Source organism: Marinobacter alkaliphilus (genome assembly GCF_055394375.1).
Window position 1 is genome coordinate 3,122,571 of record NZ_AP043751.1, and the last position, 14,318, is coordinate 3,136,888.

12 protein-coding genes are annotated in these 14,318 nt (G+C 57.1%); 4 read left to right on the forward strand and 8 right to left on the reverse strand.

The window, feature by feature from the left end; all coding sequences use genetic code 11:
* Nucleotides 1-11: 11 nt before the first annotated feature.
* The 4 genes from ACZ5Q2_RS14280 to ACZ5Q2_RS14295 form a co-directional block, all read right to left on the reverse strand.
* Complete coding sequence (locus ACZ5Q2_RS14280) at nt 12-362, reverse strand: PilZ domain-containing protein (RefSeq protein WP_058089697.1); 351 nt, start codon at nt 360-362, stop codon at nt 12-14.
* A 106-nt stretch (nt 363-468) separates the two neighbouring features.
* Nucleotides 469-1,500, reverse strand: coding sequence for a DNA polymerase III subunit delta' (holB, locus tag ACZ5Q2_RS14285; protein WP_061331129.1), 1,032 nt, complete (start codon nt 1,498-1,500; stop codon nt 469-471).
* Nucleotides 1,493-3,583: a transglutaminase TgpA family protein gene (locus tag ACZ5Q2_RS14290; protein WP_061331128.1), complete on the reverse strand. Its 2,091-nt coding sequence runs from the start codon at nt 3,581-3,583 to the stop codon at nt 1,493-1,495. The genes holB and ACZ5Q2_RS14290 overlap by 8 nt, the downstream gene beginning before the upstream one ends.
* On the reverse strand, nt 3,580-4,611 hold the full coding sequence (locus tag ACZ5Q2_RS14295; RefSeq protein ID WP_227510074.1) for a DUF58 domain-containing protein: 1,032 nt from the start codon (nt 4,609-4,611) through the stop codon (nt 3,580-3,582). The genes ACZ5Q2_RS14290 and ACZ5Q2_RS14295 overlap by 4 nt, the downstream gene beginning before the upstream one ends.
* A gap of 231 nt (nt 4,612-4,842) precedes the next feature.
* Here ACZ5Q2_RS14295 and ACZ5Q2_RS14300 point away from each other — a divergent pair, with 231 nt between their 5' ends.
* A complete protein-coding gene (locus ACZ5Q2_RS14300) occupies nt 4,843-5,457 on the forward strand; it encodes a hypothetical protein (RefSeq protein ID WP_061331127.1) in 615 nt (204 codons plus the stop codon).
* A 140-nt stretch (nt 5,458-5,597) separates the two neighbouring features.
* Here ACZ5Q2_RS14300 and ACZ5Q2_RS14305 read toward each other — a convergent pair whose 3' ends face one another.
* Together ACZ5Q2_RS14305 and ACZ5Q2_RS14310 are read right to left on the reverse strand one after the other, a co-directional pair.
* Nucleotides 5,598-6,392, reverse strand: a complete 795-nt coding sequence (locus ACZ5Q2_RS14305; RefSeq protein ID WP_061331126.1) for a DUF6160 family protein — start codon at nt 6,390-6,392, stop codon at nt 5,598-5,600.
* A gap of 170 nt (nt 6,393-6,562) precedes the next feature.
* Nucleotides 6,563-7,141, reverse strand: a complete 579-nt coding sequence (locus ACZ5Q2_RS14310; protein ID WP_061331125.1) for a hypothetical protein — start codon at nt 7,139-7,141, stop codon at nt 6,563-6,565.
* 173 nt (nt 7,142-7,314) lie between these two features.
* On the opposite strand from ACZ5Q2_RS14310, the gene pabB reads away from it, so the two are divergent.
* A complete protein-coding gene (gene pabB, locus ACZ5Q2_RS14315) occupies nt 7,315-8,676 on the forward strand; it encodes an aminodeoxychorismate synthase component I (RefSeq protein ID WP_061331124.1) in 1,362 nt (453 codons plus the stop codon).
* Between the two features lie 46 nt (nt 8,677-8,722).
* Here pabB and thrH read toward each other — a convergent pair whose 3' ends face one another.
* On the reverse strand, nt 8,723-9,337 hold the full coding sequence (gene thrH / locus ACZ5Q2_RS14320; RefSeq protein WP_061331123.1) for a bifunctional phosphoserine phosphatase/homoserine phosphotransferase ThrH: 615 nt from the start codon (nt 9,335-9,337) through the stop codon (nt 8,723-8,725).
* Between the two features lie 245 nt (nt 9,338-9,582).
* On the opposite strand from thrH, the gene ACZ5Q2_RS14325 reads away from it, so the two are divergent.
* On the forward strand, nt 9,583-10,308 hold the full coding sequence (locus ACZ5Q2_RS14325; RefSeq protein ID WP_061331122.1) for a phosphoadenylyl-sulfate reductase: 726 nt from the start codon (nt 9,583-9,585) through the stop codon (nt 10,306-10,308).
* 69 nt (nt 10,309-10,377) lie between these two features.
* Here ACZ5Q2_RS14325 and cysB read toward each other — a convergent pair whose 3' ends face one another.
* Nucleotides 10,378-11,355, reverse strand: coding sequence for an HTH-type transcriptional regulator CysB (gene cysB / locus ACZ5Q2_RS14330; protein WP_230713942.1), 978 nt, complete (start codon nt 11,353-11,355; stop codon nt 10,378-10,380).
* A 214-nt stretch (nt 11,356-11,569) separates the two neighbouring features.
* On the opposite strand from cysB, the gene ACZ5Q2_RS14335 reads away from it, so the two are divergent.
* On the forward strand, nt 11,570-14,293 hold the full coding sequence (locus ACZ5Q2_RS14335) for a winged helix-turn-helix domain-containing protein (RefSeq protein WP_432209947.1): 2,724 nt from the start codon (nt 11,570-11,572) through the stop codon (nt 14,291-14,293).
* Nucleotides 14,294-14,318: the final 25 nt, after the last annotated feature.

Below are 14,318 nucleotides of genomic sequence, written 5' to 3' on the forward strand. Positions count from 1 at the left end.
CAAGGCGAGTCCTACATGGTGTGCGTTGGGCGATCAGAGCTCAGCGAGCCTGCGAGGTAAGACTCGATCTTGGTCCTTGCGGATTCATCGTCACCGTTAAACTGGACGCCGATACCTGCCGCACGGTTACCTTGCGCTCCTTTAGGGGTAATCCACACCACTTTACCCGCCACGGGTATCTTTTCCGGCTCGTCCATCAGGTTGAGCAGCAAAAACACCTCGTCTCCGAGCTGATATTGCTTCTGGGTAGGAATGAATAGACCACCTTGCCGAATGTAGGGCATATAGGCGGCGTACAGAACCGCTTTGTCCTTGATGGTCAGGGTGAGAATGCCGCTGCGTGCGCCAAATCCTGGGCCCATATCACATACCTTCTACGCTGGAAGTTCTTGTGTCGTTAAACATTGCCACAATGCTTCAGGAATTTCCTGACATTTCACAATCATAGCAGCTGAAATTGAAGAAAGCTCAGCTTGCTTTCCGCTTCCTTGGCATCAGTTCCCGCCAGGCAATCAGAAGCTGGCTGGCCTCCAGTTCCGGGCTGGCATTGTATACCGCGGCACTGCGACTTTCCTTAACCAGGTCCAGGAGCTGATGAGCCCGCCACGGCGGATTGTTGTTTGCCAGATAACCAAGCATGTCCGCCGCTTCCGGGTCAGATACTGCGCCCCCCACACTGGCCCGCGCCAGATCCGCGGCCCAGCTTTCAAATAACCAGAGCGAATCGTCAAGGCCAAGGGCCTTGAAGGATTTAGCCGCCTCGCCAACCGGAATTTGCCCTTTCATAAACTGCCGGAATGCTTCAAAGGCCTTGTCCCGAAGGGGCAGAAAATCTCCCAGGGCATAGTCCAGCGCCAACCGTGGTGCATTGCCCGCCAGCATCAGGCTTTTGGCCAAGGTCTCCGCACCCGGCCGGCCTGCTTCGTCCAGCTCAGCCACGCGGGCAGCCAGCCATTGCCCACCCTGCTCTGCTGTCGGCAAGGGTATGGTCAGCGCCTGACAACGGGAGCGAATGGTCGGCAGGACCGGCCGGCCGCTCTCCTGCAACAGCAGCAAAGTCACATCCGGCAACGGCTCTTCCAGGGTTTTCAGCAGCGCATTGGCGGCATTGATGTTTAATTGATCTGCCCGGTCAACAATCGCGACCTTGTGGTGGCCAACCTGGGGCGAAGCAACGGCAAACGTGGAGAGTGACCGTATCTGGTCAACCTTCACCATGCGCGATTTTTCCGGGGCATAAACCCGTAAATCCGGGTGGCTGCCTGCAGCCAACAGATCACATTGCTTGCAACGGCCACACGCCACCGCCGCGCCGTATTCTGACTTGGCCGGTGCTTCACACAACAGCAATTCGGCCACTGCCTGGGCCCAGGCGCGCTTTCCTACGCCACGCTCACCCACTACCAGCAATGCGTGGGGCAAGCGGTCCTGTGCCAGTCGGCTTTGCACTGCCGACCAGGCGCGGGCCAGCCAGGGCATTTCCTGTGCGATGTCAGTCATGTTTCGGCATCCGGGATCCGGTTTCCTGATTGCGTTTGAGTTGACGCTTCATGGTTTTCAGCAGCCGCCTCAGCCGCCGTGTATCGTCATCAGCCTGACGGGTTGAGGCAGAGCTATAGTAATGGCTGTTCACTGTCCGGGCAAAGATCCGGGCAGACTCCGCCACCGATGGCCGGGCCTCGGCCATGCGTTCCGCCAGCACAACCGGGGTTTCGCCACTGCGCACAGGTACACCGGCCTGTTCACACAGCCGGTGCCATGATCCGACGACGCGCCTGAAGCCATCCTGACGTGCTCCCCGGGTCATTGAAAGCGCCGACACCAACCCGGCCACAAGAAGGGCAAAGCCAACCAGCCCGGCGGTAATGTAGCCAAGCTCCTTCATGCCAATGCCGCCTGGCAGCCGGGACATCAGGTTCATCTGGCTCTGGCCCTGATAGCCCACCACCCAACGCTGCCAGTGGTAGTTTATTCGGTCGAGCTGCAGTGACGCCCACTGCAAAACCGCCAGATCGCCATAACGCTGGGGAGAGGTCAGGTTGTTCTCCAGGAAGGAGCCCTCTTCGGCCATCGCCTCCCGCAATCCGAACTCAATACGATCAGGAGCAATTGCAGCAGTTGGATCAACCCGAACCCAGCCCCGGCCTTCCAGCCATACCTCAACCCAGGCATGGGCATCGTACTGCCGCACAATGAGATAATCGCCCCCGGCGCCGGCATCTCCGCCCTGGTAACCCACCACCACGCGCGATGGAATACCAGCAGCCCGGAAAACAAAGGTGGCAGCGCCCGCGTAATGGGCACAGAACCCGCGCTGCTCCTCAAACAACAGGGTATCCACACCATCGTTGGGCATCGGCGGTGGCCGCAGTGTGTAATAGTATTCTTCGTTACGGAACCGCTGCATGAGCTCGTTAACCACCTGGGCCGGGGAATACTGGCCCGCCAACTCACTGGCCAACGCCCTTGCCCGCGGGTTCCCTTCACCAGGCAATTGCAGGTAGCGCTCCCGCGCTGCCTGGGAAAGCTCGCTGTCTGGCCGGGTTTGCCCGGCAGCAATCGCCAACCGGTAGCGCACAGGGCTGTCTGCTGGGCGACGGAAACGGAACAGGTCTTCCCCTGCGTCAAACACGTTGTCCGACACCGCAATGGAATTTTCCAGTGAGAAGGCCCATCGTTGGTCCGTCGGCTCCATCAGTACATCGTACTGGTTGCTCGCCAGCGCACCAATACCACCATCCACCGCCACCCTGCCCGGGCGTTGAAATGGCTCCCGGTCGCGTTGCCGCCAGGTCTCACCGTCAAGATAATCGAGAATCAGCCCTCGCCAATAGCGATCGCGATACTCGGGAATCGGACCACCAAAACTCACACGGAACGCTCGCTCACTGCTCTGGGCCAGATTGGAGATGTCGCCGGGGCGCATGGTATCGGAGATACCGCTGCGAGCCTCGCCGGAAACCAGCGGGACACTCCACAGCGGCGCCATACGCGGAAAGAACACGAATAACAGGACGACTACCGGCAGGGTTTTCACCATCAAAAGTCCCAGCCGCTTCCAGCCCGCCTTCAATGAACCGGGCAAATCCGGGGCATTGAGAATCTGCAGCCCCACCAGCAGGCAGGCAATGGCCGCGAACGTCAGCAGGGCCCACAGGATGTCCTGCTGAAACAGGAAGTTTACAGCCGCCAGGTACACCAGAATAAAAAACAGTACATAGAAGTCCCGGGCGGAGCGGGTTTCCAGCCATTTGAGCCCAACCGCCAACACGAAGAACGACGCAGCAGTATCGACGGTAAAGCGGCCCTGAACAGTGCCTACGTAGACTCCGATCAACACCAGCATAATGCCCGTCCGCAACCAGCGCCCCGGCAATCGCACCCGACCACTCTGGGCCAGCCAGCGCCAACCTGCCAGCACCACGCAGGCGGCAATCAGCCACCAGGGTAACCGGTTCCACTGTGGCAACAGTAACAGTGCAAAACTGCCAATCAGCCAGAGAAGCGCTGTGCCAGGAATGGCATCTATCGGTACTTCGGAACGACGGTTTCTACCAAGGAGCACATCGACCAGGCGGCTCATATACTGCCTCCCGCCGCAGCCCCGTCTACGGCTTTACGGGTACCAAACGGTAATGCATCCTGCTCTCTCGGTGGCTTTTCGCCCCAGACCGCCAGCGCCCGCAGGCATCGGTCTGCATGGATTGGGCCGGTGTCGGGTTCGATGACTTCCCCCGGCAGGTTCAAACCAAACTTCGCGCCTTTCTGTAGCCGGTCAGCCACCAGCCAGGCCAGGTAACTGAGCCTGAGCTCAGTATCCGCGCCCGGGAAAGCGTTGAAATCCAGCCAGTGGGGGCTTCCTTGCTCCCCTTCCCAATCGGCAACCACCATCTGCCCGGAGCGGGCAAACCGTTTCCACATGACCCTCTGGCTAAGATCCCCTTCACGCCAGGGCCGAAGGTCGGCATTATCCTGACCGGCCACAGGCGCGGAAGAGCGGGCCTCACTGCCGTCATTCACCTGGCTGATTACCTCCGGAGCAACCAGTGGCCTGGGATAGGCAATGCCGGCCGAACTCGGGCGCAACCAGGACCAGGCCTTGAGCAACCCGAATGGAAAACGGGTTTCAATCCGAACCTTGTCTGGCCGAAGGTACCCACGATGGGCTGAGGGAATGGGCAAAATAACGTCCCGGGCCTGGCCAGCCGGCACATGGACACCTTCCAGCTTTGAATCCTCAACCGACAGCGCAATGGCAAGCCCGCTATCCTTGCCAGCGGTGACCCGGAATCGAAACGGTACATCATCCCCGGCCTCGCCCTCGCCGGGCTGAATAAGGGCGAGCGTCAGCCCCGAGAGATTGCGATGGGTCTGATGCATGGCACCGACGAACAGGGCCCCGAGAATGAAGGTCAGGAGGTAAATAAGGCTGTTCTGGTAATTGATACCGGTGATCAGCATGATCAGCAGCAGAACACCAAAAACCACCCCAGCACCGGTTGGCAGGATGAAGATGTTTTTCTGGCTGAACGTCTGGCTGTCTCCGCGGGGAACCCTGCGGTTAATCCAGTGCTGCCATCGTTGCCGGAGTTTTCGCGTTATCATGCCCATCAGGCCGCATTCTTCCTCAAAAGTTCACCCGTTACCGGCACGCATCAAACCATATTATCCGGCCGCCCATAAAGCTTTACTGCCAAACTGCGGATTCTGATCACAGACCAGGCACTTTCCGGTTGAAAAACTGTCTGACAAACCGAATACTCCGATAAGGAAGCGTATTGACTGAATAGAGTAGTCTCAGCCGCGCCCCTCAACTGATCCGGTAACGCAAGAGGCTATGCCATGACACGCCCAACACTGCTTGCAACGGCCATCACCGTCACTCTCTCCGCTCCGGCCATGGCCGGCGTTCAGACGATGACATCGGATGAGATGGTGGAAACCTATGTTCAGGATTCCGCCGTCATTGTCGTTCCAAGGGACCAGCAAAAGACCGAGGCGGACCGCCAGCGCATCATCAGGGCGCTGACCATCTCGCCCGGGGAACCGGTACTGAGTGAAGCCGAAGAGGAAGCCTACCGCGAAGCGCTCCAGCGCTATATGGGAGATGGCAAGTCCGACGCTCTGAGCAGCGCCGAGGAGGAATTCCTGCGCAGGGCTCTCCTGCTGCCAACCGAGGAACTGGCCCGGGCACAACCCCCGGCCAATTTTGCCGATACCCTTCCACAACTCATTTTCGGCCAGCAACCACAGATACCCGACGAACCTTTTACCCAGACGTTTCTTAACGACCAACTGGGAATCGGATTCGACGGGCAGAACCTGAACTTCACTATCGGTAATCCGCCGGGCATTGATCGCATTGATATTCCCCACGGGATCAATGAGGGGCCAATCCAACTAACCCCAAGACCCGGTGGCGGATTCGACCTGTCCATTCAGGTGCCCGACCGCTGATTCAGAGCTCTCATCTTAAAAAAAAGTAAAACGGCGACCTTCTTCGGGTCGCCGTTTTGTTTGGGCCAGATTTTTTCTGACTAAATAAAAACGCCCCGCAATGCGGGGCGCTCATCACCTACTCAGGTGTTCAGGTCAGATTAATCGTGACCATAAACAGCCAGCGTGGTGTCAGAGATGGTCAGGTTCTGCATGGCGATGGAGCCGATAGAAGTACCACCAATCTCGATTGCACCAATGGAAACATCCATACTGATGTCGGCGATGTCGATTCGCAGAACATCTGTCATGGTGGAAGCACCAAGGCCATCACCTTTGTAGACATGAACGTCTGCATAGGCAAAGGCTGTCGCGGCACTCGGAGCAGCGATATAGCCAGCGCCATAGATAGCCATGTCGCGAATGCCTACACCCAAGAACTCAACGTCGAAGTCCATATCAACAACGTTGAACAGAACATCCAGTTGCAGCTCGTCAGTTGCGGTATCAACGCGGATATCCAGCTGTCCCAGATTACCCCAACCGCTCAGGTTCGACACCAGAGTCGTGCTCTCGCTACCGTCAGCGGCAACCAACTCCATGGAGCCAGCGGTCATACCCCAGTCAATCGGCGCACCAGAGATTGAGCCAACGTGAATCACGGCGTCACCATCGGCCTCAACATCGATATCAATATAGAGGTCGTCCAGCAGGTTGGTGCCCGGACCGCCAGCGACACCAGAACCACCCAGAACGATGTCGTTAACGTTGAACGAACCTTCGTCAGTGTAGGTGAAGGTGCCAATGCTAACCTGCGTTTCCAGCTCGATGGTCACACCAGCCTGACCAGTAACGTTACCCATTGCGGTATCGTCAAGAGCTTTCAGGTCAGCATGAGCCGCGAACGGCATAGCAGCAACAGCAGTTGCCAGAGCAATTTTCTTCAGGCCTTTCATTATTATCTCCTTGTGAAACTCATTTTATTCTTGTGTGAGTTTTTAAAGTGAAGTCCTTTACTCCACGAGCCCATTTAAGATTGTTTTACAGTCCTAGTCCGTGACCCCATTCACAGTCTTTTACGTTGCGATTACATTTGGAAACAAGTATCGATGAGTTCACATATTGCTCAGGACTGGCCGTCTTTTCCATCGTAGAACCATTCAAAAGGCTTCTCCTGGGAGACAGGTTCTGCCCAGGAAATCGATCCATTCCGGATCTTATAGCCAATCACCTTGTTGGAGGAAACGCCCAAACGATGCTCGTGCTCGATAACCAATACTTCGGTATCACTGTTCTCACTAATTCGCCCGGTGTAGAGAATAGCGGCGGCATTAATCTGCCCCCTTCTCGCAATCGATTTTATGGCTGCGCGATACATTTTTAGTTGTGCGGCCGCCGGCATGCCGTCAGCCTGACCATCAATGTTGATTCGCTTAACAGTCTCCCCGTCTTTCATAAGCATCCACGCAGCAGGCATCGTCGCACCAGATCCGAGAATAGATTCGTTGTACTCTTTGGTTGCAGTATCCGATAAGTGAATCAATTGCTGCTGGGCGCCAACTATAAACATCCCGATTTCCTCCTCAGTGACTTTTCCATCAGACAGAGGGCCGCTTTGCGGCAGTCCCTGCCCCCAAGAGCCGCCTGAAATGAATATCGAAACACCGAGGGCTGCAGCAATTGCCTGTTTTCTGAAGCGGGACATAGGACAACTTCCGTTCTTGTTTTATGGATTTTCAGTTCATGGGCGTCAAAACCCGGTAAAATACGCTCCGGGCTGATCGGCTCCGTATAACCATTAGATCAGCGCCTGTCCTGATCGGACAACGGCCGTTTTGTGCATCGTGTATCATTCTTCCAATTTTTAACGGAGGTATCTTGGCCTTTCCTCTCTGCCAGCCTGTTACCCGGCAACAGTACAACCAACTGTGCACCCATGCCTCGCAGCAACCGGACTTCGTTTTTCTGGGCAGCCAGGCGTCATCGGGAGGTCGTGGTGGGGCCAGGGGCTTCAGTTGTCTTGCCGTGGAGCAGGTCGTCATCGAGAGCAATCCGGGTAGCCGAATCGATACGCCAGCGTTGGCCGCCAAGCTGGAGGCACTGGCAGACTCCTATCGGCAGCCCGGGATTACCAATGCCGAGGTGCCCTGCCCGCTAGCGGGCGGTTGGGTTGGCAGTATTGCCTACGAGTTCGGCTACGCCCGGGAGCCAAGGCTGAACAGATTGGCGAAAGAACACCGTTACCCGCTGTTTTTCTCCGGGCTGTACCTGTGGATGGCCAGTGAAGACCTGGAGAGTGGCGAATGTTATCTGTGGGTCCATCCCGCACTGCCTACCGCCGCGGCCAAACAAATAATCAGCTGGCTTGAGAGCTCCCCCAACGCTGATCATGCCCCCTGGCTGATGGCCAGCCATTTCACCCCAACGCAATCCCCCGAGCGTTTTCGGCAGCGGGTAGATCAGGTAAGACATTACATTCAGTCTGGCGACTGCTATCAGGCGAATCTGTCCCAGTCCTTTGAGGGGCGTTACCAGGGCAGCCCCTGGGCGGCCTTCAACGCGCTCAGCCATGCCAACCCGACGCCTTACGCGGCTTTTCTGCGCTTCCGGGGTAACGCCGTAGTGTCAGTATCACCGGAACGATTCCTGGCCATTCGCGACGGTGTGATTGAAACCAGCCCCATCAAGGGCACTCGTGCCCGGGGCCAGAACCCTGAACAGGATGAAGCTTTGGCGCAGGAGCTACTGGCCTCGGAGAAAGACCGGGCCGAGAACCTGATGATTGTGGATCTGCTTCGTAACGACCTCAGCGTTCACGCCCTGCCCGGCTCGGTCAGTGTGGATGAGTTGTTTGCGCTTCAGTCATACCGCAACGTGCATCACCTGGTTAGCCACATTCGAGCCAAATTGAAACCTGGCATCAGCCCGTTACAGGCATTGTTTGATGCGTTCCCCGGTGGCTCCATTACCGGCGCCCCGAAAATCCGGGCCATGGAAATCATTGCCGAATTGGAGCCCCACTGGCGGGGTCCCTACTGTGGCTCGGTGTTCTATTACGCACTTGATGGCAATCTGGACAGCAGTATTGCGATTCGCACCCTGCTGTGCGAGCCGGACGGGACAGTTAGTTGCTGGGGAGGGGGTGGAATCGTGGCCGACTCTGAACCAGAGGCTGAATATCAGGAAACCCTGGCAAAAGTTCGGCCGCTGATGCGGTTTCTGGAGCAACTGAAACTCTGACCTACACTGCCAGGCTTGCGGCAGCGCAAGTCAGAGCCCCAAAGGATCAGGCCGGGTGAACAGCGCTGGCCTTCAGGAATTCCTGCCGCAGATCATCGAAATTGTGCACAGCGGGGAAGTGCGGGAACTCGTCAATAACATTCTGCGGAGCATGGAACAGAATGCCGGCCTCTGCCTGGCCCAGCATGGTGGTGTCATTGTAGGAATCACCGGCCGCAATCACCCGGTAATTCAGCAACTGAAAAGCACGAACTGACTGGCGCTTGGGATCACGCTGACGCAGCAGATAGTTGGTGATCTGCCCATTCTCCGCCACTTCGAGTTTATGGCACAGCAGAGCCGGATAGCCCAGTTTTTTCATCAGGGGCATGGCGAACTCATAGAAGGTATCCGACAGGATCACCACCTGGAACCGCTCACGCAGCCAATCCAGAAATTCACGGGCGCCAGGCAGTGGGTCCAGGGTGCTGATCACTTCCTGGATCTCCGGCAGCCCGTAACCGTGCTCGTCCAGGATGCGCAGGCGCTGCTTCATCAGCACATCGTAATCAGGAATATCCCGAGTGGTTGCCTTGAGCTCCTCAATGCCGGTTTTTTCTGCAAATGCGATCCAGATTTCCGGGATCAGTACGCCCTCAAGGTCAAGACATGCGAGTTCCACAACGGTCTCCTGAAAAAGTCATAATTGGCCGGGCCAACAAGGCCCGGGTTGTCTGGGGCGTATGATATGAAAATCCTGGCCGGAATGCATCGTGAATCCCATGGATCACCTTATCAGCGAGGCATAAAGATATAGATGCTCATTCCTTCAAGCTATGAGGCATTTGGTGGTAGCCTTTATTTCAGGTTAGATCACACCTTTATTCACTCCGTTGATCGCACAGTGGAAAAGCCCCCTGGAGCAACATGACTGATATTGAAAATCTCCGCGCTGAACTCGACGGCCAAAGCCCCCGGGCTATCCTCAAGGCGGCGCTGGCACGCTATGACAACATCGCCATTTCATTCAGCGGCGCCGAAGATGTAGTGCTGATCGAAATGGCCCACAAGTTAACCGACAACCTGCAAGTGTTTACCCTGGACACAGGCCGGCTGCACCCGGAAACCTACGAGTTCATCGAGCGCGTGCGAAAGCATTACGGAATCGAGATTGAAGTGCTGTTCCCGGATGCCGGTGAAGTTCAGGACATGGTGAACCGCAAAGGATTATTCAGCTTCTACGAAGATGGCCATTCCGAATGTTGCGGCATTCGCAAGGTCAACCCTCTGCGCAAGAAACTGGCAACCGTTGATGCCTGGATTACCGGGCAACGCAGGGATCAGAGCCCCGGTACCCGCAACGACGTACCGGTAGTTCAGGTTGATTCAGCTTTCTCCAGCGACAACAAGACTCTGGTGAAATTCAACCCGCTCGCGAACTGGAGCTCGAAAGAGGTCTGGGATTACATCCGGATGTCTGAGGCTCCCTACAACACACTGCACGAAAAAGGCTTCGTCAGCATCGGCTGCCAGCCCTGCACCAGGCCGGTGCTGCCGGGCCAGCACGAGCGGGAAGGCCGCTGGTGGTGGGAAGAGGCCACCCATAAGGAATGTGGCTTGCATGCGGGCAACCTGATCGGCAAATCAGGCTAAACCCATTTCGCACCGGCAAAAAAGCCCGCACGTCATCACGGACGGCGGGCTTTTTTGTCATTCAGAACCTCAATAAACCGGCAGCTCAATATCCTTGAACAATTCCTGGATTTCTGTGCGACTGCCCTGATGCGCAACCACGTTATCGATCATGTCCTTGGTCAGGTGCGGCGCAAACCTGTGCATGAAATCGTACATGTAACCACGCAGGAAAGTCCCTTTCCGGAACCCGATGCGGGTGACGGAAGGCCGGAACAATTTGCTGGCATCCAGCGATACCAGATCGGTATCCACTTTTGGATCAAACGCCATGCTGGCAATAATCCCCACCCCAAGGCCCAATCTTACGTAGGTTTTGATCACGTCGGCGTCCGCAGCGGTAAACACCACTTTTGGTGTCAGGCCACGGGACTGGAAGGCCTCATCCAACTTGGACCGGCCGGTAAAACCAAAGACGTAGGTCACCAGGGAATACTCCGCCAGCTCTTCCAGACTCAGCTCCTGCCCTTTTGCCAATGGATGATCCTTGGGCACAATCACGCAGCGATTCCATTTGTAGCAAGGCATCATGATCAGATCATTGAACAGGTCCATACCCTCGGTGGCGATGGCAAAATCCACGGCGCCATTGGCCGCCATCTCGGAAATCTGCATCGGCGTGCCCTGATGCATGTGCAGAGAAACATCCGGATATTCTGCAATGAAACCTCTGATCACCGGTGGCAAGGCGTAACGGGCCTGGGTGTGGGTGGTGGCAATACTCAGGTCACCCTTGCGCTGATTACTGAACTCCTGGGCAATCTTTTTGATGCCCTCCACCCGGCGCAGTATTTCACCGGCCTCCCGGATGATAATCTCGCCACCGGGGGTGATGCGAGTCAGGTGCTTACCACTGCGGGCAAACACCTCCAGGCCCAACTCATCTTCCAGTAACCGAATCTGCTTCGAGATACCCGGCTGGGAAGTGAAAAGGCTCTGGGCGGTGGCGGAGACATTCAGATCGTGGTGCGCCACTTCCCAGATATAACGCAGCTGCTGTAATTTCATTGAGTCTGTCGCTCCCTGGATGAGTCTTTTACCCGATAATACGCATAAGAATTTATTTTTTCATTCTTTTTGGATATACAATTTAATCTGTATTCAGTGTAGACCAATTACCGGGATTCGCTGCCCCACCAACGCTTTGCGTCACCGCAGCACTTGACTTGTGTGCGACAAAGCACACAATCCGGTTACTACCATGCCCTGACCCCGGGAAACCATGCTACTGACCACCAAATTTCTCAGGCCAACACCCGACTCCAGAGCTGTGCGCAGGCACCGGCTGGACGCTCTGTTGGAACCGGAGCAAGGTAAAAGGCTGAACCTGATCGTGGCGCCGGCCGGCTTTGGCAAGACCACCCTGGCCAGCCAGTGGTGCGCCCGCAACAGTACCAGCACCGCCTGGCTGTCACTGGATGAGCATGACGACCAGCCGGGGCAGTTCTGGCAGTATGTGATTGGCGCGTTCAAGCATGCCGGTCTCATGGGGCTTGAAGACTGCGAGAAGCAGATATCCCGGCAGCAGGGTGACGACCTGACCGCCGCCATTACCGGGCTGGTCAATGCCCTGGCCGAAGACCGCAATCCCTGGCATCTGGTTCTCGACGATTACCATGTGATCAGTAACGACGGCATCCACCGTCAGTTGGCCTGGTGCATGGACTACCTTCCCCCGGGCATCCTGGTAACCATCGCCTCCCGCACTGAACCCCCACTGCCATTGGCGCGATGGCGGGTCAGGCGCCAGGTTCAGGATATTCATCCGGGACTGATGGCGTTTTCGGAAGACGAATGCAGAGCCTTCTTCCAGGACACCATGGCAATGAACCTGTCTGAACAGGAGATCCGCACCATTTGCCGGCGTACCGAGGGCTGGGTTGCCGCCATGCAGCTCTCCGCACTGGCAGGTAAGACCGAAGCCCTGGAGTCCGGCCACTCTGGCCATGAGCGTATCGGCACACCAGATGGTGCGCTGATCAGTGATTATGTTCTGACCGAAGTTCTGCACCAACTCCCGGACGAACTCACCGGATTCCTGCTGGACACCGCTTACTGCCCTCGTCTGTCCAGCTCACTGTGCAATGCCGTTCGCCAGCGGGATGACAGCCAGGACATCCTCACTCGCCTGCTTTCCCTGAACCTGTTCCTGATTCCCCTCGACAAACACAACCAGTGGTTCCGCTACCATGACCTGTTCCGGGAAGCTCTGCTCCAACGGATAGAATCCATTGATCCGCAACGGGCGGCGGTGCTCCAGTCCCGCACCATTGACTGGTTGCTCAGCCACGGACAGGTACAGGAAGGCATCGCCCAGATCGTCAGCCAGAACGACACCGACCGCCTGGCCCGGGTGCTTGCCGAGCATGGTAACAACCTGATTCACGGTGGCTACCACCTGCCGGTACTGGCCTGGCTGGATACCATACCGGCAAGGCAACTGGCTGAAAGCCCGCAACTGCAGATGCTCAGAATCTGGGGGTTGTTCTTTGCCAACCGCGTTGAGGGCCTGGCGCCCCTGCTGACTGAAGTTGAAGATCTGCTCGACCGGCGGGTAGCCGATTCCCATCCTGATGCCGAGGGCGCGCTGGCTATCCACAGTGAAATATCCCTGGTACGTTCTTACCTGGCCCGAAGCAGGAATGACGAAAAGAATGCCTCAGACCTCACCCGTCAGGTACTCAAGGACATCGATCAGATCCAGATACCGTTGAAATCCGTCACCTATTACGGCCTCGGCCTCGACTACTTTGGCAAGGGTGAACTCAACGATGCCGAGGAAGCCCTGGAATCAGCCGTTCACTATGGACAGATAGAGCGCAAGGCCAGCACCGCGCTGTCCTCTGGCGGCCTGTTGACGTGGATTCAGTACAACCGTGGTGACACCGAGCTGGCCCTGAAAACCACCACCCGCGTACGCAACTGGGTGGATGAGCATTTCGCAGACCCAAGCCAGCCACGGCTTATTTCCTGCTGGCAGAACAGTGCGTTGACCGAAATCTACCGTGAACGCAATGAGCCGGAGTTGGCCGCCAGTTACCTGTCTCCGCTGCTCGAGCATGTGGAGAAAGGTACGGAGCCCGGACAGCATGTGGTCATCCAGTACGTACGCGGCCACCTTGCGTTCAGCCAAGGCCAACTCGAAGAAGCCATTGAACTGCTGGACGATGCCGTCGCCGTTGGCAGCAAGCGCCGTGACCACATCCTGTTTGAGCCACCTGCCGCTTCGGCCCTTCTGGCTCGTTGTTACCTTGCGCTGGGCCTCGCTGATAAAGCCATGACCACCCTGAAGGCGGCCCTGGAAACGCCAGCCACCAACCCCCTGAACCGGGAACAGAACCAGATCGCGCTGGCCCGGGTGCAGGTAGCCCTCAACGATTACCAGAAAGCGCAGGAAACCCTGTCGGCACTGGTTCCGGTGGCGGAACGCAACGCCCATAACCGGCACCTGGTGGAGATCCTGTTGGTGTATGCCGATGCCCTTGCGCAGGAAGATCGCGATGAGGAAGCCGCCGTCATGCTGGAGCGGGCGCTGGATCGAGCCGAAAACGCGGGTTTTTTGAAGCTGTTTGCGGAAGAAAGCCCCAGTCTTCGGGCCATGCTGCTGGACTGCCCCCGACTACGAACGCCCGGGCGCTGGAACCGTGAACTGCTGACCATGCTGAAAGACCAGCTATCCGGAAACGCCGACATTGCCCTATCCAAGCCCCAATCGGACCAGCCCTCTGAAACAACTGACGGGCTGGCCGAACCCCTGAGCCAGAGAGAACAGGAAGTACTGCTCCTGATTAATCAGGGGCTGGCCAACAAGGACATCGCCACAAGGATGGCGGTGGCGCCCGCCACCGTCAAAGCCCATATCCGGAACCTGTACGGCAAACTCGGCGTTAGCCGGCGCACCGAAGCCCTGGCCCGGGCACGGGAACTGAAAGTGCTTCAGGACTAAAAGTGTGACCACCTTCACACTTTTT